Here is a 26,008-nt window from a genome sequence, read left to right on the forward strand (position 1 = left end):
ACCGCCAGAGACGGGCAGCTCACACGGTGTTTGCCTACAAAAGGGATATCTCACCCGCGATCCGCCATGAACTGCCATCCTTTGCAGCGTCTTGCCGCCGCACCCGTTGACGTTCTGGCGCGTTGAGCCCATGCGGGGTGTGAGGTGACTCCCGCCCCGCCCGTACGCGGATCGAGGAGGGGTTCCCTTGGTGGAGGGTGTCATGGAGAGCACTGGAATGAACACCGCGCCCGCGTCTTCGGGCGCGACCCCCGTCCCGGCAGCTCCGGCCGAGGCGCCGGACCTGGTGACCGTGCCCGCCCGGCAGGGCCTGGAGGCCGTGGACATCATCCGCCGCGCCGCCGGCCTGCCCGGCGGGGTAGGCCCGGTGCTGCACGACGGCTCCGGCGACACCCTCGGCTTCCTCGTCCCGCCCGGCACGGCCGACGCCTGGGACATGCCGGGCAGCGCGTGCACCCAGACCAACGGGCGCGGCATGCGCTTCGGCGACGTGTCGCCCACCGCCGGCGACACCGGCTGGCTGCTCCCCCCGGAGGCCGTCGGCCCGGTCACCGACCCGGAGGTGCTGCGCGCCGCGCTCGGCGAGGCGGCCCGCCTGATCGAGGCGGCGGACAACTGCCGCTGACCGGTCACAATGGGGTGGTGGCAGGCAAGGGCAAAGGCAGCAGACAGCGCGGTCGCGGGAGCTCCGAGGCGGTCGCCGGGCAGGTGGACGGCGGCACGGCGGAGCTGGCCCCCGACCGGGAGCGCGCGGACGCCTGGACCCTGCTCATCGACGGGGCCCCGCAGTCACATGTGGACCTGGGTGATCCGGGGTACCTGGACTTCGCGTACCAGCGGCGGATCGGCCACCTGATCGACCTCGTCGCGCCCGCCCGGCAGCCCCTGAACGTGGTGCACCTGGGCGGCGGAGCCTTCACCCTCGCGCGCTACACGGCCGCCGCCCGCCCCCGCTCGACCCAGCAGGTCGTGGAGATCGACGCCGCTCTGGTGGCCTTCGTACGGGAACACCTGCCGCTGGACCCGCAGGCGCGGGTCCGGGTCCGGGCGGTGGACGCGCGGGCGGGCCTGGCCAAAATCCCGGACGGCTGGGCGGACCTGGTGATCGCGGACGTGTTCAGCGGCGCGCGCACCCCGGCGCACCTGACCAGTGCCGAGTTCCTGGACGACGTACGGCGTGTCCTCGCACCCGGCGGCTGGTACGCGGCCAACCTCGCGGACGGTCCGCCGCTCGCGCACCTGAAGGGGCAGATCGCGACGGCCGCGTCCCGCTTCGAGCACCTGGCGCTGGCCGCCGACCCGGTGGTGTGGCGGGGGAAACGATTCGGCAACGCGGTACTGGTGGCTGCCGACCGCGAGCTGCCGGTCGCCGAGTTCACCCGGCGGGTGGCGAGCGACCCGCATCCCGGCCGGGTCGAACACGGCAGGGCCCTCGCCGACTTCGCGGGCGGCGCGGCCCCCGTCACGGACGCCTCGGCTGTGGCCTCGCCGGAGCCCCCGCCCTCGGTCTTCCGCTGAGCCCCGGCGACCGGGCGTGCGCCGGCCGGACGGTCTAACCCTCGTACGTCTCCACCATCGGCGGGTGGCCGTTCCAGGTGCAGAAGACCGACATCTCCCGGCCCGCCTTGGTGAAGGTGACCCGGATCCAGTACGGCTGCTTCCACACCTGCATCTGCCAGCCGGCGTCCGGCGTCGCCGAGACCAGTTCCGCCGAGGACGTTCCGATGTCGAAGACCACCCGGCCGCCCGTGACCGGGTACGCCTTCACCTTGCCCGGATCCCCGCCCCCGTCCTGCTGCCCGTCCGGGCGCGGGCTCGACGGGTCCGCCGCCTTCTGCGGGGGCTTGGCGGGGGAGGCGGGGGCGGAGGGCGACGCCGACGGGGAGGGGGACGGCGCGTCCGGGGACGGCTCGGACGACGGCGCCGCCGCGCGGTGCGTCGAGGAGGACAGCGGCTGGTTGGTCAGCGGCACCGCGAGCGGCGGATCGTAGGCCGTTCCGGACATGACCGAGTGCACGCCCCACCAGGACAGCGTCACCGCCGCCCCGGTCGCCAGCGTCCAGGCGAGAGCATGAACAAGTCCTCTGTGCATCAGGGCACATACTGCACCACCCACCCCGGAGGCCGCCCGACACCCCGCACGGTCCCCCGAATGGACTACGGTGCCGCCCATGGCAAGTGTGCTCGTGGTCGAGGACGACCAGTTCGTACGTTCGGCCCTGATCCGGCACCTGACCGAGGCCTCCCACACCGTGCGGAGCGTCGGCACGGCCCTGGAGGCGCTGCGCGAGGTCGCCCACCACCGGTTCGACGTGGTCATCCTCGACCTCGGGCTGCCCGACCTCGACGGGTCCGAGGCGCTCAAGATGCTGCGCGGCATCACCGACGTCCCGGTGATCATCGCCACCGCGCGCGACGACGAGACCGAGATCGTCCGGCTCCTCAACGACGGCGCCGACGACTACCTGACCAAGCCCTTCTCCGTGGAGCACCTCTCCGCCCGGATGGCCGCCGTCCTGCGCCGCGCCCGCGCGGCCACCGGGGCCGAGCCGCCCTCGCGCGTCCTGCGGGTGGGCGGGCTGGCCATCGACCCGCTGCGCCGGCAGGCCGAACTGGACGGGGCCGTGCTGGACCTGACCCGGCGGGAGTTCGACCTGCTGGCATTCCTCGCCGGGCGCCCCGGGGTGGTCGTGGCCCGGCGCGAACTGCTCGCCGAGGTCTGGCAGCAGTCGTACGGGGACGACCAGACCATCGACGTGCACCTGTCCTGGCTGCGCCGCAAACTGGGTGAAACAGCCGCCAACCCCCGCTATCTGCACACGCTGCGGGGGGTTGGCGTCAAGCTGGAGCCGCCCCGGTGAGCGCGCGATGAGATGGGCGCTGGTCAAGGTGTGCCTCGCGGTCACGGCCATGGTGGTCGTCGCCTTCGCCGTGCCGCTCGGGCTGGTCGTCCAGGAAATGGCCAGCGACCGGGCCTTCTCCAACGCCGAGCGGCAGGCCGCCAGCATCGGCCCGACCCTGTCCATCACCACCGACCCGGGGCAGCTGCGCAAGGCCGTGGAGTCCACGCAGATGGGCGCGGCCGGGCGGATGGCCGTCCACGTGCCCGCGATCGGCGACAGCGCACCCGTGGAGATCGGCACCGGCCGGGCCGGGGCGCACGCCGTGGGGGAGACCCGGCGGATCGGCCGGGCGATGACGGCCCCGCTGGCCGGCGGCGGATCGGCCCTGCTCCAGCCGACCGCACTCGGGTCGGGGGACATCGCCGTCGTGGAGATCTTCGTACCGGAGAGCGAGGTCAGCAACGGCGTCGCGACGGCTTGGGTGGTCCTCGCCGGCGTCGGCCTGGCACTGATCGTGGGCTCGGTCGCGGTCGCGGACCGGCTCGGTGCCCGGCTGGTGCGGCCGGCCGAGCGGCTCGCGGACGCCGCGCACCAGCTGGGGGAGGGCCGACTGGGGGCGCGGGTGCCGGAGGACGGGCCGAAGGAACTCCGTTCGGCGGCCGTCGCGTTCAACTCGATGGCGGACCAGGTGGTGGAACTCCTCGCCAACGAACGGGAGTTGGCAGCCGACCTCTCGCACCGGCTGCGGACGCCGCTGACGGTGCTGCGGCTCAACACGGCCTCGCTCGGCGACGGGCCGGCCGCGGAGCAGACCCGGGCGGCGGTCGAGCAGCTGGAACGGGAGGTCGACACGATCATCCGTACGGCCCGTGAACAGCGCGCACCCGCAGCCGCCGCGGGCGGGGCCGGGGCGGGCTGCGACGCCTCGGAGGTGATCCGCGACCGGATGGCCTTCTGGTCGGCGCTCGCGGAGGACGAGGGCCGCGAGGTGCGGCTCGCGGGCGTGGACCGTACGGTACGGATCCCGGTCGCCCGGCCGGAGCTCGCGGCCGCCCTCGACGCCCTGCTCGGCAACGTGTTCCGGCACACCCCGGAGGGCACCCCGTTCGCGGTGGACGTCCACGACGCGGGGGACGCGGTCATCGTGCTCGTCTCGGACGCCGGCGCGGGCATCGCGGATCCGGACGCGGCCCTGCGCCGTGGCAACGACGGCGCCCGGGACGGTTCGACGGGCCTCGGCCTGGACATCGTGCGCCGGGTCGCGGAATCGACGGGCGGCGACGTGCGGATCGGCCGCTCGATGCTCGGCGGGACCGAGGTCAGGGTGTGGATCGCCCTCGACGACCGGGCGCGGGGAGGGCCGGGCGGTGCGGGCACGCGCCGCGGCCGCCGCAAGCGGCGCGGCGCCTGACACGGCGGCCCGGCCGCATGGCCCGACCCGGCCGCATGACCCGGCGCGGCCCGGCCCGGCACCGCTGCGGGCGGCGATCGGGGCGGGCGGCGTACATCGCCGTCCTCTTCGAGGAGGGATTCCACTGGTTCCTCCCCGACGACCCCTCGCGCTACGAAATCTTCCTCGACGTCGGGATCCTGGGCCGCCGGCGGGCACCGGCGGCATACCGTACGGGGTGGTTGCTCATCCTTCCCCCGAACGGAATGGAACTGGTCATGCGCTACGCAGTCCTCGGCACCGGGATCGTCGGCCGAACGGTGGCCGCCCGCCTCGTCTCCCTCGGGCACGACGTGGTCATCGGCACCCGGAACCCCGAGGCCACCCTCGCCCGTACCGAGTACGCAGAATGGCAGGAGGCCCACCCGCAGGTCGGCCTCGCCTCCTTCCCCGATGCCGCACGGCAGGGCGAGGTGCTGGTTAACGCCACCAGCGGGCAGGCCAGCGTCGCCGCGCTGACGGAGGCGGACGCCGCGCACCTGGACGGCAAGGTGCTGATCGACATCGCCAATCCGCTGGACTTCTCGCGGGGGTTCCCGCCCACCCTGGACCCGGTGAACGACGACAGCCTGGGCGAACTGCTCCAGCGGACGTTCCCGGGGCTGCGCGTGGTCAAGACGCTGAACACGATGAACTGCCAGATCATGGTCGACCCGGCCCGCGTCCCGGGCGAGCACAGCGTGTTCCTGTCGGGCGAGGACGCCGGCGCCAAGAAGTCCGTGCGCGAGCTGCTGTACTCCTTCGGCTGGCCGGAGGCGAGCGTCCTCGACCTCGGCGGCATCGAGTCGGCGCGGGGCACCGAGATGCTCCTCCCCGTCTGGCTCCGCCTGATGGGCACCCTCGGCCACACGGACTTCAACTTCCACATCCGGAGCGCGACGCGGGGGAGCTGACGCAGGGGCCCGAGGCAGGGGGCCGATGCAGGGGAGCCGGCGCGGGGGAGCCGGGGACGGTCCCGGATGGGCGCCGAGATGTTGCCGGTACCCGAGGCCGCGCCGACTGTGGGCCTGACGAAAGGAGTCAGGCATGAGAGTCATGCTCAGGGCCCACATCGACACACCGGCCGGCAACGAGTCCATCAAGAGCGGCGGCCTGCCGCAGCTCATGAAGAAGCTCATGGACGACCTCAAGCCGGAGGCCGCCTACTTCGGGCTCTCCGAGGGCGTCCGGACCTGCTGGATCGTCTTCGACATGCAGGACAGCGCCAAGATGCCGCCGCTGCTCGAAGGGCTGTTCATGCAGCTCCACGCCGAGATCGAGGTCTTTCCGGTGATGGACGCCCAAGGGCTGGAGCAGGGGCTGAGGGAGATGGCGGGGGGCTGAGGCGCGCACCCCGGCCGGCGGCCGCCCACGCCAGCAGCGCGGAGGCGGCCGCCGCCGCGCACGACACGGCGAACGCGGCCCGGTGGCCGTACGCCCCCGCCAGCGGCCCGGCGGCCGCCGCGGCTTGGCCCCGCTCCGCGCGGCGCCTTGCAGCACGGCCATCGTGCACAGCAGCGCGGGCTCCGGCGACCACAGTCGTACGTCGGCACGGGCACCGGCGTCCGGTGCGCCGAAGGGGCCGGGCGCGGTCGGTTGGACGGCGAACAGGGTCCCGAAGACCAGGATCAGCCCGGCGGTGAGCACGAGGGCCGAGGCCGGATGCCCGTGTCTCCGGCGCGCTCCGTTGCCCGTCGGGCGGGACCGTAGCCGCGGAACGCGGGGTTCGGCAGGCCCTGTCCGCGTGCCGGAAGCCGGCCCGTAGGCGTGTCGCCGTGCTTCAGCCGCTGTGCTTCAGCCGTCGTGGTTCCCCGTCGTGGTTCCCCGCCGTGGTTCAGCCGCCGGAGTTCAGGCGCTGGGCCTGGGACCGGCCGACCTCGGCGGCGCGGTGCAGGTAGTCGGCGATGACGGCCAGTTCGGAGTCGGAGTAGCTCTCCAGGACGGCGCCGAAGGCCCGGCCGGGGGTGTCCCAGGCCTCGCCGAGCCGCCGGCGGGCCTCGGCGGCGAGGGAGACGAGGGAGCGGCGCCGGTCGTGGGGGTCCGCGTGCCGCTCGACGATGCCGGCCTTGACCAGCCGGTCGACGAGGCGGGTGGCGGAGCCGGAGGTCAGGCCGGTGAGCCGGGCGATGTCGCCGGTGCTGACGGGCCCGGGTTCCATGTCGAGGAGGGCCACGCACTGCATGTCGGTGGGGTGCAGGCCGACGTGGTCGGCCATCGCCTGGTTGAAGAGCGAGTAGTCGGCGTAGTGCCGCTGGCTCTCGGTGACGATGCGCGCGAGCAGCTCGGCGCGGCTCCACTCATCACGGCCCGCACTCGAACGAGGGGAATCGGTTGACATCGGCTTCTCCATGCCTGAAATTTATCTGTGTGACGCAGAATGTTGTTCGTGCAGAATCTGTGCCACGTAGTCATCCTAGCGTGAGTGCCACGCTCCGGAACAGAAACAAGAACAGGAACCCGCCATGTCGATCCTCGTCACCGGCGCCCGCGGCGCCGTTGCCCGCGGCCTCGCCTCCCTTCTCACCGCCCACGGCATCCCTTACCGCCTCGCCTCCCGCGTGGCGGACACACCCGGCACCGTCCATTGCGACCTCGGCGATCCCTCGACCTTCCCCGCCGCCCTGGCCGGCGTCCGGTCCGTCTTCCTCTACGCCGAAGCCGCCGCCATCGGTGCCTTCGTCAAGGAGGCCGTCACTGCCGGAGTCGAGCACGTCGTGCTCCTGTCCTCTTCCTCGGTGCTCGCCCCCGACGCAGCCGACAGCCCGCTGGCCGCCTCCCATCTCGCCGTCGAGGAGGCCCTGCTGGCTTCCCCGCTGCGCACCACCCTGCTGCGCCCCGGCGCCTTCGCAAGCAACTCCCTCGGCTGGGCCCGGTCGCTGAAGTCCGGCCGCGCGGTCCACCTGCCCTACCCGGGCTCCCACGGCACCCCGGTCCACGAGGCCGACCTCGCCGAGGCCGCGTTCGCCGTCCTCACCGACCCGGCCCTCGCCGGCCGCGCGTACCACCTGACGGGCCCGCAGTCGCTGGCCTTCGCAACCCAACTCGCGATACTCGGCCAGGTCCTGGGAAGGCCCGTGCCGTTCGAGACCGTCACCGCCGAGGAATGGAAGGCCGAGGTCGACGGCTTCATACCCGGCCCCTACGCCGACTCGCTCCTCGACTACTGGGCCGCCGGCGACGGCCTCCCGGCCGAGGTCACCGACGCCGTCGAGCACCTCACCGGTCACCCGGCCCGTACCTTCGAAACCTGGGCCGAGGACCACGCGGACGCCTTCCGCGCCTGACCGCCGTGATCCCTCCTTAGGGTGTCGGGAGGTACGGCACGGGGCGCGAGGGGATCGGCATGCAGACATTCGGGATATCCGGGAGCGCGGAGACGGCCGTGGCCGAGAAGCCGCGGCGGACGGCGAACACGCTGTTCTGGGCCGTGCTGATTCCGACGGCGGCCACGGTGGGCGGCTTCGTCAGCCAGTACCCCTACGGCATGTTGTGGGTCGGAGTCCTGATCGTCCTCGCCGCGGCGGCCACCGGTCCGATCGTGGCGGGCTCTGTCTGGAACCGGGCGGGCGCCGCAACCCTGGTGGGCTTCGCCGTCCTCGCACTGGGTCTGTTCGCCGGGTCCAACCTCAACGAGACGTACATGAAACAGCTCGGTGAACGGGCCGGAGCTGTGGTCGTCGAGGCAGGAGAGCGGGTCAACGCCAAGGGCGACGTACGGCACTTCTGCCGGGTCGTCGACGACTCGGGGAGCCGAGCGGAACTGGGCGACATCCAGAACTGCCACGGCCAGTTCGCGACGGGGCGGCGCGTCGTCCTCTTCAAGGACCGGCTGGCCGGCCTGGACCCCTGGATCGAGGCCACGGACGACCGTGCCGTAGATCCGGTCGGACTGGGCATCACCGGCGGCCTTTATGCCCTGACCGCCGCAACCCTCTTCCACGCAGGTCACCGGCGGCGCCAGGCCCGTTAGGGCGCCTGGCCGACGGGGGCGAGTCGGCCGCGGGCGCTCGCCAACCGCGCCGCCCGCGCCCTGGCCGCCAACCGCGCCGATGCCGTCGCTCTGGTCGTTCCCGGGTCCCGGTCGCGCTTCTTCGCCGAGCCGTACTTCTCGGACACGGTCCGCGGGATCGGCGCCGTCCTCGCCGAGACCGACGTACAGCTGGTCCTCACCCTCGCGGGCGGCGACCGCGAGCGCCGCCGGCTCGCCCAGTCCCTGTCCGCGCACCGCGTCGACGGGGTGCTGCTCGTCGCCGTCCACGCCGACGACCCGCTGCCCGGGCTGCTGGCCGGGCTCGGCATCCCGGCCGTGATCAGCGGCCGCCGCTCGGCCGCCGAGGCGCTGCCTTCGGTGGACTGCGACAACCTGGCGGGCGCCGCCGGGGCGGTACGCCACCTCCTCGGCCGGGGCCGGCGTGCGATAGCCGCCATCACCGGACCGCCGGACGTGTACGGGGCGCGGTGCCGGCTCGACGGCTACCGGGAGGCCCTGACGGCCGCCGGGGTCCCCGTCGACGAGTCGCTGGTCTCGGGCGGCGATTTCACCGAGGAGGGCGGCCGCCGGGCCATGCGAGAGCTGCTGGAGCGCCGCCCCGCCCTCGACGCGGTCTTCGCCGCCTCCGACGTGATGGCGGCGGGCGCCCTGCGCGAGCTGCGCGCGGCCGGCCGCCGGACACCCGAGGACGTGGCGGTGGTCGGCTTCGACGACTCGGTGCTGGCCCGGCACACGGATCCGCCGCTGACCAGTGTCCGCCGGCCGGTCGAGGAGATGGGCCGGACCATGGCGCGCGTGCTGCTGGCGCGGATGGCGGGGGAGGCCGCGGGGGCGGGCGTGGTGCTGCCGACCGAGCTGGTGGTGCGGGAGTCCTCGTAGGACCCGGAAAACCGGAGGCCGGAGGCCGGATAACGCAGAGGGCCCCGGTCCGCTTTCGCGTACCGGGGCCCTCTCGCAGGGTGAGTGACGGGACTTGAACCCGCGGCCACCTGGACCACAACCAGGTGCTCTACCAACTGAGCTACACCCACCATGTCCGGTCGGAAAACCGACCGGCCGAAGAAAAGGGTACAGGGTCCGGGAGGGTGCTCGCGCCCCCCTTTCCCCCGAGCCGTCTCCGGAGGGTCTGCCGGGTCCTATTCGGCGGACAGGGTGTGCTTGGCGGCGATGGCCCGGGCAGTGTCCGAGTCGGGTCCGGGCTGCGGCACGAAGATCGCCTCCCGGTAGTAGCGCAGCTCGGCGATGGACTCCTTGATGTCCGCGAGCGCCCGGTGGTTGCCGTTCTTCGGCGGGCTGTTGAAGTACGCCCGCGGGTACCACCGCCGCGCCAGCTCCTTGACCGAGGACACGTCCACGATCCGGTAGTGCAGGTGGCTCTCCAGTGCGGGCATGTCGCGTAGCAGGAATCCGCGGTCGGTGCCGACCGAGTTCCCGCAGAGCGGAGCCTTGCGGGGCTCCTTCACGTGTTCCCGTACGTACGCCAGGACCTGCGCCTCGGCGTCCGCGAGGGTGATCCCGTCGGCCAGCTCGTCGAGCAGTCCGGAGGCGGTGTGCATCTCGCGCACCACGTCGGGCATGTTCTCCAGGGCCGCGTCCGGCGGGCGGATCACGAGGTCCACGCCTTCGCCGAGCACATTGAGCTCCGAGTCGGTGACCAGTGCGGCCACCTCGATAAGTGCGTCGTCCGTCAACGAGAGCCCGGTCATCTCGCAGTCGATCCACACCATGCGATCGTTCATGCGGCCCAGCTTATGCGGATTACGCGAAAGGTCCCCCGCATCGGTGACGACCGATGCGGGGGACCTGCCGCAGGCAGTGCCCGGGCGGGAGCTACGCGTGCTCGCGCAGGACCCGGTTCGGGGCGTACAGCTCCGTCACCGTCGGGCCGGCCGCGGCCAGGGCCGCCGCCGCCCGATGGGGCTGCGGAGTGCGCTGGTGCGGAACCGGGCTCCCCGGCATTTCGGTCACCTGGGACACGTCGGTCTGTGGCCGGCGCGCCCGGTAGGCCGAGCGGTAGGCGGCCGGGGAGGACCCCAGCTGCCGCCGGAAGTGCCCGCGCAGGGCGACCGGCGAGCGGAACCCGCAGCGTCCGGCGACCTCGTCGACCGAGTAGTCGGAAGTCTCCAGCAGCCGCTGTGCCTGGAGCACCCGCTGGGTGATCAGCCACTGGAGCGGCGCGCTGCCGGTCAGCGAGCGGAACCGCCGGTCGAACGTGCGCCGGCTCATGTAAGCGCGGGCCGCGAGGGTCTCCACGTCGAACTGCTCGTGGAGGTGCTCCAGGGCCCAGGCGACGACCTCGGCCAGCGGGTCTGCGCCGATCTCCTCCGGCAGCGACCGGTCGAGATAGCGCTCCTGGCCGCCCGTGCGGCGCGGCGGGACGACGAGCCGGCGGGCCAGTGCCCCGGCCGCCTCGCTGCCGTGGTCCGTGCGCACGATGTGCAGGCACAGGTCGATTCCGGCCGCGGTGCCCGCGGACGTCAGCACGTCGCCGTCGTCGACGAACAGCTCGCGCGGGTCGACATGGACGGACGGGTACCGCTTGGCCAGCGTCGGCGCGTACATCCAGTGCGTCGTCGCGGGCCGGCCGTCCAGCAGACCGGCGGCGGCGAGCACGAAGGCTCCCGTGCACAGTCCGACGATCCGGGCGCCCTCCTCGTGCGCCAGACGCAGTGCGTCGAGCGCTTCCGGAGGCGGCGGTGAAGTGATGGAGCGCCAGGCGGGAACGACGACCGTGCCTGCCCGGGCGATCGCCTCCAACCCGTACGGCGCGGTGAGCTCGAGTCCGCCGGTGGTCCGCAGCGGACCGTCCTCCCCGGCGCATACGAGCAGTCGATAGCGTGGAACTCCCGCGTCCTGCCGGTCGATGCCGAACACGGAAAGTGGAATGGAGCTCTCGAAGATCGGTCCGCCGCTGAACAGCAGCACTGCGACGATCTCCCTGCGGCGACGCCCCGCGAGCTTCCTGCCGGCGTCTGCGACGACGGCGGTGGAATCCTGGCTCATGGCTAAGCCCCCCTTGGGTGTCGCGACTCCTTGGTCTGGTCGCACCTGCACGTTTCCCCTCGGCCTTGCACGTGGATCCCCCGCCGTAAATACATGATCGAATCTACTGCGTCCCGTGGTGTCGGCGTGACAAGTTCAGCACGCAGCGCTATGTCGACTTGGCAACTTGGCGAAAAGCATTCGATCAGGAAGCGTTCCACTCCGCTACCGGAGTGGGAAGCTCGACCTCCGGCCATGGCCAGTACCCGTAGGGTCTCGGAGTCACCCCGGCGCTGTCGTCGCTGGTGGTGGGGGGGTTGAGGGGGCGTTTCGGCAAGACCGGCACTGTTCCGGGAAGTTGGCTGAAAATATGCGGGTGTGGGTGTGCGAATCAGTCAGTCCTCAGAGGAGATTCCGCCGGAGGTGTGTCAGCCGCGGCGCGCACGGCGCCCGGAGCCGCGCCCGGCGCGCGAATGCCGGCGGCGCCGGCCCGGCGGCAGCCGGTCCTCGGTGAGGACCAGGGCGGCCCGTTGCGCCTTCTCCGAGTAGCGCAGCATCGCCCGGCACGCCGCCGTGACCGCGACCAGCCCGAGGGTCGCGACGGCGGCCCCGCCGAAGGAGGTCCCGTACACGACGAGCACGACGGGTACGAGCAGGCAGCTGAAGGCGGCCCAGCGCACCACGTCACCCGCGGGGTCGTCATGGGGGCGCCTGCCGGGGCGCACGGACGGGTGAACGGACGGGTGAACGGGAGCGGGCGCGAAACGGGGGGCCGTGTCCGGGCGCGGGGCGGACCGCGGGGACCGGACGGGCGGGGTCGGCTGAGCGGGCTGGACGGGGTGAACCGGACGACCGGGCACGGCGTGCTCCCTGCGGGCTCTTCCTGGACGGTCGGACGCCTGTCCAACGGCGTGCGGCAGGGCTCGGTCACTGCGCGCACGGGTGGCGCGCGGCGGCTCGTCACTGGCTGTAGGGGACAGCGGCCATTGCCAAGGAGCCCTCGCTCCGGCATGCTCCCTGGGACGCTCTCCAAGGGCGGCAAGCCCTGTGCAGGACAGGGGTGTCGCCGTACCCTGGTGGGTATGGGCTTGGGAAGATGCTTCCCGGACAGAGCTCCGTCACCCTGAGTCGTCATTTTTCAATAGTCGCTTCCGCCCGATGTCGCCCCGACGCCTTGTCCCTTCCCCCGAGGACCCCTTCGCCGAGACAGCCATGGCCGGTCACGAATCCCCCGAACCCGCGGACCGCAAGCGCAAACCGCTCGCCGACCACACGTCGAGCGACCTGCGCGCGGCGGAACAGACACGTCATCCCTGCGACCCGGCCTTCCGGCACGGGGTCGTGGTGGGGTTCGACGGCTCCACCTCCAGCGAGCGCGCGCTGGCGTACGCGATCGGGATGGCCCGCCGGTCCGGATCCGGACTGATCATCGTGCACGTGGCCAACCGGCTGCCCACCACGGTGTGGGCCGGCTGCGAGCCGCCCGTCTTCGTGGACGTGCCGGACCACCGGACCGAGGTCCTGGGGCTGGAGCTCGCCTGCGCGGACTACCTGGCCGAGGTGCCGTGGATCCTGGTCGAGCGGGGCGGGGACATCTGCCACGAGCTGGAGGAGGTCGGCCGGGAGTACTCGGCGGACGCCATCGTCGTCGGCTCCACGCACGGGATCGTGGGCCGGATCTTCGGCTCCGTCGCGGGTCGGCTGGCCAAGCGCGCACAGCGACCGGTTGTTGTCATTCCGTAACCCGCTGTACGTCGATTGTGCGGTTGTGAACCCCCATGTAAAGGGTAGATAAATGCTGCTGGGACGCAGCAAACAACTGCAGATCGAAGGGAGCCCGCCGTGGACAATGGTGTCTCTGCGGGAAGCACGGCCTCGACTTCGACCCTCGGGAACATAGCCCTGGGTCTCACCCTTCTCGCATTCGGTATCGGCCACACCGCCATCGTCAGCGGAGTGTCCGCGGCCAACTCCGTGTCACTCGCGACCTACGTCGGCGGTCTCGCCCTGTTCGTCCTCGGAGTCCTCGAATTCCGCGGCGGCAACGGATTCAACGGCACCGCGTTCGCGGGCCTCGGCGCCTTCTGGTTCACCTGGGCCGCAGGGGCGGACGGAAAGGTTTCGGCACACGCCGCCGGACTGTTCCTGGTCCTCTTCGCCCTGCTCGCGCTGACCCTCACCGTGAGCGCATCGAGCGGACTGTTCGGTCAGGGCGCCTACGCCCTGCTCACCCTCTCCCTGCTGCTCCTCGCGGTCGGCTCCTTCGCCGACAGCGGCGGGCTCGCCAAGGCCGCCGGCTGGGTGGCCGCCGTCTCCGGGCTGCTGTTCTGGTACGGCGCCACGGCGGCGCTCGCCCACTGGCCCACCGCGCTGGGCAAGGCCTCCGGCCGCGGCGCGGTCGCCGCGGGCTGAGCGCCGCGGGCCGGCCGGCGGGCCGGCGTACGGGAGCGGAACGCGGGAACGGCCCCCGGGGAATCCCCCGGGGGCCGTTCTGCGTGATCGGTGCGACTACTCGACGGTGACCGACTTCGCCAGGTTGCGCGGCTTGTCGATGTCCCGGCCCAGGGCCAGGGCCGTGTGGTACGCCAGCAGCTGGAGCGGGATGCCCATCAGGATCGGGTCCAGCTCGTCCTCGTTCTTGGGCACGACGATGGTGTGGTCGGCCTTCTCCTGCTCGCGGTGGGCGACCGCCAGGATCCGGCCGCTGCGGGCCTTGATCTCCTCCAGCGCCGCGCGGTTCTTCTCCAGCAGGTCGTCGTCGGGGACGATCGCGACCGTCGGCATCGCCGGCTCGATGAGCGCGAGCGGGCCGTGCTTGAGCTCGGAGGCCGGGTAGGCCTCGGCGTGGATGTAGGAGATCTCCTTCAGCTTGAGGGAGGCCTCCAGGGCCACCGGGTAGCCGCGGACCCGGCCGATGAACATCATCGACTTGGCCTCGGCGTACTCGGCCGCGAGGCGCTTGATCTCGTCCTCGCCCTGGAGGATCTCCTCGATCTGCGCGGGCAGCTTGCGCAGGCCCTCGATGATCCGCTTGCCGTCGGTGACCGACAGGTCCCGGATCCGGCCCAGGTGCACGGCGAGCAGCGCGAACGCCACGACCGTGTTGGTGAAGCACTTGGTGGAGACGACGCAGACCTCGGGGCCGGCGTGCACGTACACGCCGCCGTCGGCCTCGCGGGCGATCGCGGAGCCCACCACGTTGACCACGCCGAGGACGCGGGCGCCCTTGCGCTTGAGCTCCTGCACGGCCGCCAGCACGTCGTACGTCTCACCGGACTGGGAGACGGCGATGTAGAGGGTGTCGGGGTCCACGACCGGGTTGCGGTAGCGGAACTCGGAGGCCGGCTCGGCGTCCGCCGGGATGCGGGCCATGCTCTCGATGAGGCCGGCGCCGATCAGGCCCGCGTGGTACGAGGTGCCGCAGCCCAGGATCTTGACCCGGCGGATGCCGCGCGCCTCGCGCGGGTCCAGGTTCAGGCCGCCCAGGTGCACGGTGCTGAAGCGGTCGTCGATCCGGCCGCGCAGCACGCGGTCGACCGCGTCGGGCTGCTCGGAGATCTCCTTGTGCATGTACGTGTCGTGGCCGCCCATGTCGTAGGAGGCGGCCTCCCACTCCACGGTCTCGGGGGTGGAGTTGGTCGTCGTCCCGCTGGTGGTGTAGGTGCGGAAGTCGTCGGCCTTGAGGGTGGCCATCTCGCCGTCGTTCAGGGTGACGACCTGGCGGGTGTGGGCGATGAGCGCGGCGACGTCGGAGGCGACGAGCATCTCCTTCTCGCCGATGCCGAGGATGACCGGGGAGCCGTTGCGGGCCACCACGATGCGGTCGGCGAAGTCGGCGTGCATGACGGCGATGCCGTAGGTGCCCTCGATGACCTTGACGGCCTCGCGGACCTTCTCCTCCAGGGTGGAGGCCTGGGAGCGGGCGACCAGGTGGACGATGACCTCGGTGTCGGTCTCCGAGACGAAGACGACACCCTCGGACTCCAGCTTGGCGCGGAGGTCGGCGGCGTTGTCCACGATGCCGTTGTGGACGACCGCGACCTTGCTGTCGGCGTCGAGGTGCGGGTGGGAGTTGAGGTCGCTCGGCGCGCCGTGGGTGGCCCAGCGGGTGTGGGCGATGCCGGTGGTGCCCGCGAAGCGCTTGGGCACCCGGGACTCCAGCTCGCGGACGCGGCCCTTGGCCTTGACCACCTTGAGCGCGGGGGACTTCGGGCTGTTCACGACGATGCCCGCGGAGTCGTACCCGCGGTATTCCAGCCGCTGCAGGCCTTCCAGCAGCAGCGGTGCCACGTCACGCTTGCCGATGTATCCCACGATTCCGCACATAAAGTCTTGCCCCTCCTGAAGTTCGGTTGCTCTTGCCGCTGTTGTCGCCGCGCCCTGCCGGCGGCCCTGTCGCTCAGCCGTAGACGATGCGGCGCAGCTGCCGGAGCGAGAGCTCCGGCGGCGCCACGGCGCGGTGCGGCAGCTCGGCCGCGATCCGCTCGAAGATCTCCGCGTTGACCGCGCCGCCGGACTGGAGCTCACGGTGGCGGCGGCGCACGAATTCCTCGGCCGTCTCGTCGAAGTACGCGAGCACGTCGAGCACCACCCGGGCGGCCTCGCCGCGCTGCAGCGCGGTGCTGCGCACCAGGTGGTCGACGAGATCGTCATGAGACGGGCGGCGGTCGAGCACTCGTAGATACTGACGGGCCGCGGCCGGGAACGCAAAGATTCTGCCCGGAATCGGGCAGGATCCACCTGGTCCAGACCAGCGGAATGTGTAAATCCAGTTACTAAGCGGTTAGAAACGCCGCAAAACGGCCTGCTTGGCTGCAGCGAACTCCTCCGCCGTGAGGATGCCCCCCTGATGCAGGTCGCCGAGCTCCCGCAGCCGGCGCAGCAGCGCGTCGTGGTCCTCCGCGGCCACCGGCCCGGGGGCCGAGGCCGCGAGCTCCGGCACCGGCGCCGGGGACGGGGCCGGGTCGTGCTCGGCCGGGGCCGCGGCACTGCGGGGATGCGGCATCCGCACCGCCACGGCTGCCGCGACCAGCGCCATCAGCGGGTCCTTCTTGAAACCGAACAGCTCCACCGTGTACGGGTCGTACTTGGGTGCGGGCGCCGCCGGGGCGCCCGCCAGCGTGAACCGGATCCATCCGTTGTCCAGGCCCTTCGACGGGGACCACTCCACCGCCCGCAGGTCCGCGACCCGGAATTCGCGCGGCCCCCCGGAGCTCTTGGCCTCCTCCGTCGTCCAGTTCCAGTCCAGTGCCACCCTGTCGCCGTCGAAAACCACCGTTCCGTCCCCCGCCGCCACGGTGATCGGCACGGCCGGCCCCGGCAGCAGGTACGCGTCCGCCGGTCCGGCGCCGACCTGGTCCAGCAGCAGCGCATTGCGGACCTCGTCCACGAAGTACTCCGCCACGCCGGTCCGGTCCGCCTCCACGGTCAGCCGGTACGGGTCGGAGGCGTCCGGCAGCCGCCCACCGGTCACCTGGAGCAGCGGGTCTGCTCCGTCACGCAGCTTCAGCCTCAACCGGCCCGCCTTGCGCCCCGGTTCGTGACTGACCCCTGCCAGCGCGTGCAGCGGCACGACCACCTCGCCCAGCGTCTGGCGCAGCAGCCCCACCCCCTTGTCGCGGCCGGGCACGATGCGCACCGCGTCCCCGTCGAAGGTCCATGTGCCGTCCTTCTGGATGATTTCCGCCATCCATCGATTCTCGCACCGGCCACAGAAAGCCAGTTGGCCTATACCTGCCCTATGAGAGTCCTGCGACGCACGCTCGGCACCCTCCTCGTCCTCGGCGCGGCCGTCTCCTGCGCGGCATCCCCCGGTGACGACCCCGGATCCGGGGACGCACGCCCCGCCGCCCTCACCCCCTACGAACAGCTTCTGCCCGCTCCGGCCTCCGCCCGCCCCCAAGGCCCCGGGTACGCCGTCGGAGCGGGCACCGTGATCCGTACCGGCCCGACCGGCGACGAGGAGGTCCGCCGGGTCGGCGAGCTCCTCGCACAGCAGCTCAGGGGCCCCGGCAGGCTCCCGCTGCCGGTGGTCGACGCGGCCGGCGGCGACGGGATCCGGCTGCGGCTCGACGGGGACGCCGAGGGCGTCGGCGCCGAGGGGTACCGGCTGGAGTCCGGCCCGGGTGGGGTCACACTGACCGCCCGGACCCCGGCGGGGCTCTTCCACGCGGGGCAGACGCTGCGGCAGCTGCTGCCGGTGTCCGGCCCGGGCACCGTGCCCGGCGGTGAGATCACCGATGCGCCCCGCTTCGCGTACCGGGGCGCCATGCTCGACATCGCCCGCCACCACTTCACGGTGGAGCAGGTCAAGAGGTACGTCGACCAGCTCGCCCAGTACAAGGTCAACACCCTGCACCTGCACCTGACCGACGACCAGGGCTGGCGGATCGCGATCGACTCCTGGCCGCGGCTGGCGGAGTACGGCGGCGCCGGCGAGGTCGGCGGCGGACCCGGCGGGTACTGGACGAAGGAGCAGTACCGGGACCTGGTGGCGTACGCGGGGGAGCGGTACGTGGACGTGGTCCCGGAGATCGACATGCCGGGGCACGTCAACGCGGCGCTGGCCTCGTACGCGGAGCTGAACTGCGACGGGAAGGCGCGCGAGCGGTACACCGGGACCAAGGTCGGCTTCAGCTCGCTGTGCGTCGGCAAGGAGCGGACGTACGAGTTCATCGACGACGTGCTCGGCGAGCTCGCCGAGCTGACGCCGGGCCGCTACCTGCACATCGGCGGCGACGAGGCGCTCTCGACGCCGGCGGCGGACTACGGGGCGTTCATGGACCGGGCCCAGCAGGCCGTGGCACGCCACGGCAAGACGGTGGTGGCCTGGCACCAGCTGGCGACGGCCCGGCCGGCACGGGGCACCGTGCTCCAGTACTGGGGCCACGACAGGACTTCGGCCGCCGAGAAGGCGGGGGTGGCCGCGGCGGCGAAGGCGGGCCATCCGCTGATCCTGTCGCCGGCGGACCGCCTGTACCTGGACATGAAGTACGACACCACGACCAAGCAGGGCCTGGCCTGGGCCGGCTACGTCCCGGTGCGGCGGTCTTACGAATGGAACCCGGGTGCGTACCTGACGGGAGTCCCGCAATCCTCGGTCCTGGGCGTGGAGGCCCCCCTCTGGACGGAGACCATCGCCACCCGCCCGGACCTGGAGTTCATGGCCTTCCCCCGGATCCTGGGCTTGGCGGAACTGGGCTGGAGCCGGGGCCCGCAGAACTGGACGGACTACAGCCGGCGCCTGGCGGCCCAGGCGCCCCGCCTCGACGCCCAGGACATCACGTTCTACCGGGCCCCGGACGTGCCGTGGTCCTGAGGTGCGCCTGAGGTTCCGGGGGGCAGGGGCGGAGGCGCCCGCAGGCGGAGGCCGGTGGGGGGTGTACGGCGGCGGGCGCGGTGTCGAGGGACCGTATCGACGCCGCGCCCGCCCCCCGGTCACCGCCGCGCAGCGAAGCGCGCGACGGGGTTCTTGAGGGTGCCGATCAGCTGGAGGGCGGCCGCCGGGTCGGCGAGGTCGACCATCTGCTTGTTGTTGCGCAGTTGGAGGCGGTTCAGGCAGGACAGCTGGAACTCGTCCGCGAACAGGTCGTAGCGGACGAAACGCTCCGCCAGGGCCGGCGTCGACTCCTGATAGGCGTGGCCGCAGTCCGCGACCGCCCGCCAGAAGGTGTCCTCCTCGCAGATGCCCTCCGTGGCCAGGATCGAGCCCAGGAAGCGGAAGAAGCAGTCGAAGACGTCCGTGAAGACCGACAGGAGCTTCATGTCCTCCGGGATGTCGGCCCTGACGCGCTCGACGGCCGGCGGGAGCACCGCGTCGGGGTCCATGACCACGATCTCTTCGGCGATGTCCTTGAAGATCGCCCGCTTCACCACGCCGTTCTCGATGACGAGGATCGTGTTCTCGCCGTGCGGCATGTACGCCAGGTCGTAACGGTAGAAGCAGTGCAGCAGGGGGACGAGGTAGGCCCGCAGGTAGTGGCGCAGCCACTCGGCCGGGGTCAGGCCGGAATCCTCGATCAGCGCACCGACGAAGGAGCGGCCGTCCGCGTCCACGTGGAGCAGCGAGGCCATCGTCGCGAGCCGCTCGCCCTCCCGGAGCGACTCCACCGGGGACTCGCGCCACAGGGCGGCCAGCATCTTGCGGTACGGGGAGTGGCGGTCGGTGGCGCGCTCGTACTGGCGGGGGTGGTAGCCGATGGCCGCGCGCTCGCGGATGATCGAGAAGTCCACCGACTGCAGGACCTCGTCGCCCTCGATCAGCTGGTGCAGCCAGTCGTTGATCGCCGGGGTGGCCTCCATGTAGGCCGCCGACAGGCCGCGCATGAAGCCCATGTTGAGGACCGAGATGGCGGTCTTCACGTAGTGCTTCGCCGGCGTCGTGGTGTTGAAGAACGTACGGATCGACTGCTGGGCCCGGTACGCGTCCGCGCCCTCGCCGAGCAGGACCAGGCGGCGGTTCGCGATCTCGCCCGCGAAGGTGACCGTGGTCTTGTTCCACCACTGCCAGGGGTGGACCGGCAGCAGGTGGTAGTCCGCCAGGTCCAGGCCGAGGGAGGACATCTCGGCCTCGAAGCCGGCGATGGTGTCCTCGCCCAGCTCCGCGCGCATGAACGCGTCGTGGTCGAGGCCCGCGCCCGCCGTGAAGGTGGAGACGTCCTTGCGGGCCGCCACCCACACCAGGTGGACGGGGCTCGCCGCCTCCGGGGCGTACGAGAGGTACTCGTGCACGCCGAAGCCGAGCCGGCCGTTGTTGGCGACGAAGCAGGGGTGGCCCTCGGTCATGCCCGTCTCGATGTCCTGGAAGGAGGACTTCGCCAGGACGGCGGCCGGGACCTGCGGCTTCGTGTACTTGAAGCCCGAGCCCGCCAGGGTGGAGGAGATCTCCTCCAGATACACCGGCAGGACCTCGGCGCTGAGACCGAGGGCGTCCTTCAGCTCGATGTGGAAGTCGATCGCGTCCAGGGGCAGCTCGGCGCCGTCCCGGTGGCGGGTGACGGAGGCCTCGTCGACCGCCCAGTGGTCCAGGGCGTGGAGGGCCGCGGTGAAGCGGTACTCCACGGTGCCGTCGTCGCTGAGGACCGAGTACGCCGAGTTGCCGAGCGGCTCCGGGGTCAGCAGGCGCTCGTGCGAGAACTCCGCCAGGGCCTTGCGGACCAGTGCGCGGTTCGCGCGGGCCCACAGTTCGGGGGAGAGGTGCGAGATCGCGTCGGCGAGGCTCATACGGAGGCTCCCGTCAGGCCGGTGGCCGCCTCGAACTGCGCGCGGGTGCAGAAGCTCAGCAGGGCTTCCTTCTCCGGCTTGGTGACCTGCCGCTCCGGCACGAAGCCGACGGCCTCGTTCAGGGCGTGCACGGCGGTGTTGGCGACGTCCGGCTCGACCACGACGCGCCCGGTGGCCGGGTCGGCGAAGACCGCGGCCATGACCGTGGTGATGACCGCGCGGGTGAAGCCGTGCAGCGGCCGGTCGCTCGGGGCGACGAGGAAGTGCATGCCGACGTCGGCGGGCTGGGCGTCGTACAGGCCGACGAGCTCCAGCTCGCTCGGGTCGTACGTCTCCATCAGGAAGGCCGGGCGGCCCTCGTGCAGGCCGATGAAGGCCTGGTGGTGCTCGTGGGCGGCGATCCGCATGTACTCGCGCTCGACGTCCGGCAGCGAGGCGTCCTGCATCATCCAGAACGAGGCCTTCGGGTGGGTGACCCAGCCGTGCAGCAGCTCCGCGTCGGCGAACGGGTCCAGGGGCCTCACGGAGAAGGTCCCGAGGTCCGCGTCGACGCGGCTGTACAGGATTTCGGTGGTGCTCATGCGTGCATGCCTTCCGGGGCCGCGAACTGCTGGAACGCGATGGACTTCTCGACCTTGTAGTACTCGCGGCCGAGGAGCTCTCCGACGATGTAGGCGTTGCGGTACGCGGCCATGCCCAGGTCGGGCGAGGTGATGGAGTGGTTGTGGACCGTGCCGTTCTGGAGGAAGACCTCGCGGCCGGCCACGTCGATGCTGTAGTTGCGCGCTGCGTCGGGACGGCCGTGGCCGTCGAAGGCGAGGCGGTCGCGGACGGGGTTCAGGAACTGCGGCAGCGTGTACTTGTACCCCGTCGCGAGGATCAGGCCCTCGGTGGCGAGGGAGAAGTCGCGCTCCTGCTCCTCCTGGCGCAGCCCCAGGGTGTAGGTGCCCGTGGTGGTGTCGTACGCCGCCGAGTTCAGGGAGGTGTTGGTCAGCAGGGTGGTCGGGACGGGGCCCGGCGAGGTGACCTTCTTCTGGTACAGCAGGTCGAAGATGGCATTGACGAGCTCGCCGTCGATGCCCTTGAAGAGGTTCTTCTGCTGGTTCTCCAGCCGGTACCGGGTCTCCTCGGGGAGCGCGTGGAAGTAGTCCACGTACTCCGGTGAGGTCATCTCCAGCGTCAGCTTCGTGTACTCCAGCGGGAAGAACCGCGGGGAACGCGTGACCCAGTTGAGCCGGTAGCCGTACACGTCGATCTCGGACAGCAGGTCGTGGTAGATCTCCGCCGCGCTCTGGCCGGAGCCGATGAGCGTGATCGACTTCTTCTGCCGGAGCTCCGCCTTGTGCTGCATGTACGCGGAGTTGTGCGTGAAGTCGCCGCCCAGCCCGGCGCAGGCTTGCGGGAGGAACGGCGGGGTGCCGGTGCCCAGGACCAGGCGGCGGGTCAGGTGGGTCTCGCCGCGGTCGGTGTGGACCTCGTACAGACCGGCCCGCTCGTCGTACGTGACCTCGGTGACGGACGTGGAGTACTGCACGTTGTCGAGGCGGTCGGCGGCCCAGCGGCAGTAGTCGTTGTACTCGGTCCGCAGCGGGTAGAAGTTCTCCCGGATGTAGAAGGAGTACAGCCGGTCCTTGTCCTTCAGGTAGTTCAGGAAGGAGAAGGGCGAGGTCGGGTCGGCCAGGGTGACCAGGTCCGACATGAACGGCGTCTGCAGGTGCGCGCCGTCCAGGAACATCCCGGCGTGCCACTCGAAGTGCGGCTTCGTCTCGATGAAGAGGCCGTCGAGCTCGCCGATCGGCGCGGTCAGACAGGCGAGTCCCAGGTTGAAGGGACCGAGGCCGACACCGATGAAGTCGAAGGGCCGGCGGGGGTCACGGGGCTCACGAGGCGACTGCAAGGGATTCTCCCAGGTACTGCTCGGCGTGGGACGCGAGGAGGTCGAGGACGGCTGCGATGTCGGCCGTCGTGGTCTGCGGGTTGAGGAGGGTGAACTTCAGGTACTGGTCGCCGTCCACCTTGGTGCCGGCGACGACTGCCTCGCCGGAGGCGAACAGTGCCTTGCGGGCGTGCAGGTTGGCCTCGTCGACGAGGTCCTTGCGGACCCCGCCTCCGGGCACGTAGCGGAAGACCAGGGTGGAGATCTGGGGCTTGACGACGACCTCGAAGCGCGGGTCGGCGTCGATGACGTCCCAGCCGGCCGCGGCCAGGTCGATGACCTCGTCGAAGAGCGAGCCGAGGCCGTCGGCGCCCATGGTGCGCAAGGTCATCCAGAGCTTGAGCGCGTCGAAGCGGCGCGTGGTCTGGATGGACTTGTCGACCTGGTTCGGGATCCGCTCCTGCGCCATGCGGCGCGGGTTGAGGTAGTCCGCGTGGTAGGTGGCGTGTCCGAGGGTGTCGCGGTCGCGCACCAGCATCGCGCTGGAACTGACCGGCTGGAAGAACGACTTGTGGTAGTCGACCGTGACCGAGTCGGCCCGTTCGATGCCGTCGAGCAGGTGCCGGCGGGTGGGGGAGACCAGCAGTCCGCAGCCGTACGCGGCGTCCACGTGCATCCATGCGGAGTGCTCGGCGGCCAGGCGGGCGATCTCGGGGAGCGGGTCGATGGACCCGAAGTCGGTGGTGCCGGCGGTGGCGACGACGGCCATCGGGAACAGGCCCTCGGCGGCGCACTCCTCCAGCTCCAGGGCGAGCGCGGAGGTGTCCATGCGGCGGCCCCGGTCGACCGGGACGGTGATGACGGCCTCGTAGCCGAGCCCGAGCATGGCGGCCGACTTCCTGACGCTGAAGTGGCTGGCCTCGGAGGTGAAGATGCGCAGCCTGGGCAGGACTTCGGACTTCGCGAGCGGCCGTTCGCTGCGCCGCATGACGGTGCGGCAGGCCTCGTCGCGGGCCAGCAGCAGCGCGTGGAAGTTGGACTGGCTGCCGCCGGAGGTGAAGATGCCGTCCGCAGCCGGGCCGAGGCCGATGCGGCCGGCGGTCCAGTCGATCAGGCGGCGCTCGATGAGGGTGCCGCCTATGGACTGGTCCCAGGTGTCCAGGGAGGAGTTGACGGCCGAGAGGACGGCCTCGCCGAGTACGGCGGGGATGACGACCGGGCAGTTGAGGTGGCCCAGGTAGCGCGGGTGGTGGAAGTACACCGCGTCGCGCAGGTAGACCTCTTCCAGCTCGTCGAGGACGGCGGCCGGGTCTTCGAGCGGCCGGTCCAGGTCGATCCCGTTGATCACCGGGGCGAGTTCGTCGACCGAGATGCCGGTGTGGGGCCGCTCCGTGGTCGCGAGTTTGGCGGCGACGCGCTCGACGCCTTCGATGACGGAACGCCGGTAGAGGTCCGCGGTCGTCTCATTCAGCAGATGCGAGCGCATCAACGTTCCTCCGGGCGGGAAAAGAGGGGGGTGGGGAAGATGATTCTTAGGTTAGCCTAACCTAATTTTCGCGCCAAATGATGATGGGCCCCGGCGAAAAGCCGGGGCCCATCATCGAAAACGGGTGCGGGAAAAGGGAGTTGCTACAGCTCGGAGGCGGGGTCCTCGCTGGCTGCCTGACCCGCGTACGCCTCGGCGAGGAGTTGCTCCTCGCTCGCGCCGAGGCGCCAGTAGCCGGTGAAGCGCACCGCGCGCCGGTCGATGGAGCGTTCCTGGACGACATGCCTGCGGACCGCCCGGACGGTGCCCGCCTCGCCCGCCAGCCAGACGTACGGAGCTTCGGCGACCGGCAGTTCGGCCGCCCGGAGCGCCTCCAGCACCCGCTCGGCACGCTCCTTGCCCGCACCGCCCTCCCGCACGATCCACGTGATGTCCGCGTCGGCGAGGGTCGGCAGGACGAGCCGGTCGTCGGCGTGCGGAACCTCGAACCAGGCCGCGACCCGCGTGCCGGCCGGAAGCCGGTCCAGGATCGCGGCGGCGGCGGGAAGCGCCGTCTCGTCGGCGTACATCAGCAGTGCGTCGGTGCCGGCCGGCGGCTGGAACCGTACGGACTTGTTCTCCGCGACGGCCGGTCCGATCGCCGTGATCCGGCGGCCGGTCACCGCCCGCCCGGCCCAGTACGAGGCGGGGGACGAGTCCCCGTGCAGGACGAAGTCGATGTCGACCTCGTCCGCGCCCTCGGGCGTACGGCGTTGCTCGCGCACGGTGTACGAGCGCATCACCGGGCGGTCGGCTTCGGGCATCGCGCGCCAGGCGCCGAACCAGGTGTCCTCGTCGGTGGACGGGAGCACGGTGTGCTCCTCGTGTGCAGGCGGCAGGAAGAGCGAGAGGCTCTGGTCGTAGCCGCCCGAACGGAAGCCCGCGAGGGACTTTCCGCCGAACGTGACCCGCAGGAACGAGTGCCCGAGCCGGCGGGTGCGGAGCACTTCGAGTTCGAAGAACCGGAAGTGGGCGGCGGCCGGGGCGGAGTCGGACGCGGTGGCGTCGGGTGCGGTGGCGGTCATGCGGAGAGTCCCCCTGGGAGTGGAAGCGGCGCCTGGTCCGGGCGCCGAGGGTCAGCTGACCTTCTTGGCGTTCTGGATGGACTTCGCGAGGTCCTCCAGGATCTGGGCGCACTTGTCGTACGAGTAGATCGGCTCGGTCACGCGCGGGGCGACCTGGCCGGCCTTGACGGCGGGCAGCTCGGCCCAGGTCGGCTTGGCCTTCAGCTCCTCCGGCTGCAGCGTGCCCGTGCGGTTGTCGAGCAGGACCAGGTCGGCCTTGTACTTGCCGGCGTTCTCCCAGCTGAGGCTCTCGAAGAAGCCGCCCGCGTCCAGCTTGTCCTTCTCCGGGGTGACGAACTCGACGCCGAGGGTCTCGAAGTACTTCAGGTCGGCCGAGGTCTTCGGGGTGGAGACGTAGAACAGGTCGGCGGAGCCGGAGCCGACGAGCACCTTGACGCCCGGGTTGGCCTTGGTGGCCTCGCGGACCTTGGCGGAGGCCGCGTCGAAGCGGGCCCTGGCGTCGGCGGCCTGCTTGGTGTTCAGGTCGGCGCCCAGGGACTTGGCGAGGTCGGCCGTGCGCTCCAGCGCCTTGTCGAGGGAGGCGTCGCCGCCCACGCCGATCGCGGCGGCCGGGGCCAGCTTCAGGATCTTGTCCTTGGAGGCCTCCGGAACGAACCAGTAGCTGCCGTCCCAGGTGTTGGTGACCAGCAGCTCGGGCTGGAGGGCCGCGTACTTCTCGACGTTGAACTCGTCGTAGACGTTGCCGAGGACCTCGACCTTGGAGATGTCCATCGAGCCGGCCATCCTGTCCGCCTTGCCGTCGGCGGTCTTGGTCGGGCCGAAGACGCCCTTGACCTTGATGCCGTAGTCGTACAGCGCGGCGGCGGTGCCGGTGTAGGCCACGATGTTCTTCGGCTTGGCCTTGAGGCCGATGTCCTTGCCGAGGTCGTCCTTGAAGGTCCAGGCACCCGAGGCCGCAGCGCCCTTGTCCTTGTCGCCCGCCCCGCCCTTCGCCGAGTCGGAGCCGCCGCATGCGGTGAGGGCCGCGACGAGGCCGAGGGCACCGCCGGCGGCGAGGAGACCGCGGCGGGAGAGGCGGGAGGTACGGGACTTGGGCATGTCTATGTCCGCTTTCA

25 protein-coding genes, 1 tRNA gene and 1 pseudogene are annotated in these 26,008 nt (G+C 71.5%); 12 read left to right on the top strand and 15 right to left on the bottom strand.

The features are described 5' to 3' along the window. Window positions 1–202: 202 nt before the first annotated feature. Window positions 203–625, top strand: a complete 423-nt coding sequence (locus tag ABTY04_RS11095) for a hypothetical protein (protein ID WP_352213073.1) — start codon at window positions 203–205, stop codon at window positions 623–625. Then, the gene (locus ABTY04_RS11100; RefSeq protein ID WP_502996616.1) at window positions 616–1,518 is read left to right on the top strand and encodes a spermidine synthase; all 903 of its coding nucleotides are present in this window, start codon (window positions 616–618) and stop codon (window positions 1,516–1,518) included. The genes ABTY04_RS11095 and ABTY04_RS11100 overlap by 10 nt, the downstream gene beginning before the upstream one ends. 34 nt (window positions 1,519–1,552) lie before the next feature. On the opposite strand, the gene ABTY04_RS11105 is transcribed toward ABTY04_RS11100, so the two are convergent. Beyond that, on the bottom strand, window positions 1,553–2,092 hold the full coding sequence (locus tag ABTY04_RS11105; RefSeq protein ID WP_352213075.1) for a hypothetical protein: 540 nt from the start codon (window positions 2,090–2,092) through the stop codon (window positions 1,553–1,555). A gap of 79 nt (window positions 2,093–2,171) precedes the next feature. Between ABTY04_RS11105 and ABTY04_RS11110 the strand changes: the two genes are divergently transcribed. The 4 genes from ABTY04_RS11110 (at window position 2,172) to ABTY04_RS11125 (ending at window position 5,616) form a co-directional block, all read left to right on the top strand. Further along, complete coding sequence (locus ABTY04_RS11110; protein WP_352213076.1) at window positions 2,172–2,861, top strand: response regulator transcription factor; 690 nt, start codon at window positions 2,172–2,174, stop codon at window positions 2,859–2,861. A 7-nt stretch (window positions 2,862–2,868) separates the two neighbouring features. Further along, window positions 2,869–4,254, top strand: a complete 1,386-nt coding sequence (locus ABTY04_RS11115; protein WP_352213077.1) for a sensor histidine kinase — start codon at window positions 2,869–2,871, stop codon at window positions 4,252–4,254. A 257-nt stretch (window positions 4,255–4,511) separates the two neighbouring features. After that, window positions 4,512–5,186 carry an NADPH-dependent F420 reductase gene (locus tag ABTY04_RS11120; RefSeq protein WP_352213231.1) on the top strand — a complete coding sequence of 225 codons (675 nt, stop codon included), beginning with the start codon at window positions 4,512–4,514 and terminating at the stop codon, window positions 5,184–5,186. Between the two features lie 133 nt (window positions 5,187–5,319). After that, the gene (locus tag ABTY04_RS11125; RefSeq protein WP_352213078.1) at window positions 5,320–5,616 is read left to right on the top strand and encodes a hypothetical protein; all 297 of its coding nucleotides are present in this window, start codon (window positions 5,320–5,322) and stop codon (window positions 5,614–5,616) included. 490 nt (window positions 5,617–6,106) lie between these two features. Here ABTY04_RS11125 and ABTY04_RS11130 read toward each other — a convergent pair whose 3' ends face one another. Then, window positions 6,107–6,610 carry a MarR family winged helix-turn-helix transcriptional regulator gene (locus ABTY04_RS11130; RefSeq protein WP_352213079.1) on the bottom strand — a complete coding sequence of 168 codons (504 nt, stop codon included), beginning with the start codon at window positions 6,608–6,610 and terminating at the stop codon, window positions 6,107–6,109. A gap of 124 nt (window positions 6,611–6,734) precedes the next feature. Here ABTY04_RS11130 and ABTY04_RS11135 point away from each other — a divergent pair, with 124 nt between their 5' ends. The 3 genes and pseudogenes from ABTY04_RS11135 to ABTY04_RS11145 all read left to right on the top strand — a co-directional run. After that, window positions 6,735–7,556: an NmrA family NAD(P)-binding protein gene (locus ABTY04_RS11135; protein WP_352213080.1), complete on the top strand. Its 822-nt coding sequence runs from the start codon at window positions 6,735–6,737 to the stop codon at window positions 7,554–7,556. Between the two features lie 59 nt (window positions 7,557–7,615). Next, window positions 7,616–8,242: a hypothetical protein gene (locus ABTY04_RS11140; RefSeq protein WP_352213081.1), complete on the top strand. Its 627-nt coding sequence runs from the start codon at window positions 7,616–7,618 to the stop codon at window positions 8,240–8,242. A gap of 42 nt (window positions 8,243–8,284) precedes the next feature. Beyond that, window positions 8,285–9,142, top strand: a pseudogene (locus tag ABTY04_RS11145) (LacI family DNA-binding transcriptional regulator); the annotation flags it as partial. Between the two features lie 79 nt (window positions 9,143–9,221). Here the strand turns inward: ABTY04_RS11145 and ABTY04_RS11150 are convergent. The 4 genes from ABTY04_RS11150 to ABTY04_RS11165 all read right to left on the bottom strand — a co-directional run bounded on the left by ABTY04_RS11150 (window position 9,222) and on the right by ABTY04_RS11165 (window position 11,970). After that, window positions 9,222–9,294: transfer RNA gene (locus tag ABTY04_RS11150), tRNA-His, on the bottom strand. A 105-nt stretch (window positions 9,295–9,399) separates the two neighbouring features. Beyond that, window positions 9,400–10,002 carry an oligoribonuclease gene (orn, locus tag ABTY04_RS11155; protein WP_352213082.1) on the bottom strand — a complete coding sequence of 201 codons (603 nt, stop codon included), beginning with the start codon at window positions 10,000–10,002 and terminating at the stop codon, window positions 9,400–9,402. Between the two features lie 91 nt (window positions 10,003–10,093). Further along, complete coding sequence (locus ABTY04_RS11160; protein WP_352213083.1) at window positions 10,094–11,266, bottom strand: helix-turn-helix domain-containing protein; 1,173 nt, start codon at window positions 11,264–11,266, stop codon at window positions 10,094–10,096. A 407-nt stretch (window positions 11,267–11,673) separates the two neighbouring features. Next, entirely contained in the window at window positions 11,674–11,970 is a 297-nt protein-coding gene (locus ABTY04_RS11165) for a hypothetical protein (RefSeq protein WP_352213084.1), read from the bottom strand. A 487-nt stretch (window positions 11,971–12,457) separates the two neighbouring features. On the opposite strand from ABTY04_RS11165, the gene ABTY04_RS11170 reads away from it, so the two are divergent. Further along, entirely contained in the window at window positions 12,458–12,988 is a 531-nt protein-coding gene (locus ABTY04_RS11170) for a universal stress protein (protein ID WP_352213085.1), read from the top strand. A gap of 99 nt (window positions 12,989–13,087) precedes the next feature. Further along, window positions 13,088–13,657, top strand: a complete 570-nt coding sequence (locus ABTY04_RS11175; protein ID WP_352213086.1) for a GPR1/FUN34/YaaH family transporter — start codon at window positions 13,088–13,090, stop codon at window positions 13,655–13,657. A gap of 96 nt (window positions 13,658–13,753) precedes the next feature. On the opposite strand, the gene glmS is transcribed toward ABTY04_RS11175, so the two are convergent. The 3 genes from glmS to ABTY04_RS11190 all read right to left on the bottom strand — a co-directional run bounded on the left by glmS (window position 13,754) and on the right by ABTY04_RS11190 (window position 16,934). Beyond that, complete coding sequence (glmS, locus tag ABTY04_RS11180; RefSeq protein WP_352213087.1) at window positions 13,754–15,571, bottom strand: glutamine--fructose-6-phosphate transaminase (isomerizing); 1,818 nt, start codon at window positions 15,569–15,571, stop codon at window positions 13,754–13,756. A 73-nt stretch (window positions 15,572–15,644) separates the two neighbouring features. After that, window positions 15,645–15,920: a hypothetical protein gene (locus ABTY04_RS11185; RefSeq protein WP_352213088.1), complete on the bottom strand. Its 276-nt coding sequence runs from the start codon at window positions 15,918–15,920 to the stop codon at window positions 15,645–15,647. A 108-nt stretch (window positions 15,921–16,028) separates the two neighbouring features. Next, window positions 16,029–16,934: a DUF4429 domain-containing protein gene (locus ABTY04_RS11190; protein ID WP_352213089.1), complete on the bottom strand. Its 906-nt coding sequence runs from the start codon at window positions 16,932–16,934 to the stop codon at window positions 16,029–16,031. Window positions 16,935–16,985: 51 nt separating this feature from the next. Here ABTY04_RS11190 and ABTY04_RS11195 point away from each other — a divergent pair, with 51 nt between their 5' ends. Next, window positions 16,986–18,563 carry a beta-N-acetylhexosaminidase gene (locus ABTY04_RS11195; protein ID WP_352213090.1) on the top strand — a complete coding sequence of 526 codons (1,578 nt, stop codon included), beginning with the start codon at window positions 16,986–16,988 and terminating at the stop codon, window positions 18,561–18,563. 119 nt (window positions 18,564–18,682) lie between these two features. Here ABTY04_RS11195 and ABTY04_RS11200 read toward each other — a convergent pair whose 3' ends face one another. From ABTY04_RS11200 to ABTY04_RS11225, 6 genes are all read right to left on the bottom strand, one after another. Continuing rightward, entirely contained in the window at window positions 18,683–20,467 is a 1,785-nt protein-coding gene (locus ABTY04_RS11200) for an IucA/IucC family protein (protein WP_352213091.1), read from the bottom strand. Beyond that, a complete protein-coding gene (locus tag ABTY04_RS11205) occupies window positions 20,464–21,048 on the bottom strand; it encodes a GNAT family N-acetyltransferase (protein WP_352213092.1) in 585 nt (194 codons plus the stop codon). Before ABTY04_RS11205 ends, ABTY04_RS11200 begins: the two co-directional genes overlap by 4 nt. Beyond that, the gene (locus tag ABTY04_RS11210; protein WP_352213093.1) at window positions 21,045–22,364 is read right to left on the bottom strand and encodes a lysine N(6)-hydroxylase/L-ornithine N(5)-oxygenase family protein; all 1,320 of its coding nucleotides are present in this window, start codon (window positions 22,362–22,364) and stop codon (window positions 21,045–21,047) included. Before ABTY04_RS11210 ends, ABTY04_RS11205 begins: the two co-directional genes overlap by 4 nt. Beyond that, entirely contained in the window at window positions 22,348–23,829 is a 1,482-nt protein-coding gene (locus tag ABTY04_RS11215) for a pyridoxal phosphate-dependent decarboxylase family protein (protein ID WP_352213094.1), read from the bottom strand. The genes ABTY04_RS11210 and ABTY04_RS11215 overlap by 17 nt, the downstream gene beginning before the upstream one ends. 143 nt (window positions 23,830–23,972) lie before the next feature. Next, window positions 23,973–24,893, bottom strand: a complete 921-nt coding sequence (locus tag ABTY04_RS11220; RefSeq protein WP_352213095.1) for a siderophore-interacting protein — start codon at window positions 24,891–24,893, stop codon at window positions 23,973–23,975. A gap of 51 nt (window positions 24,894–24,944) precedes the next feature. After that, window positions 24,945–25,991, bottom strand: a complete 1,047-nt coding sequence (locus ABTY04_RS11225) for an ABC transporter substrate-binding protein (RefSeq protein ID WP_352213096.1) — start codon at window positions 25,989–25,991, stop codon at window positions 24,945–24,947. Window positions 25,992–26,008: the final 17 nt, after the last annotated feature.

Origin of the sequence: Streptomyces sp. NPDC097981, from assembly GCF_040302565.1 — a bacterium.
Lineage (GTDB): Bacteria > Actinomycetota > Actinomycetes > Streptomycetales > Streptomycetaceae > Streptomyces.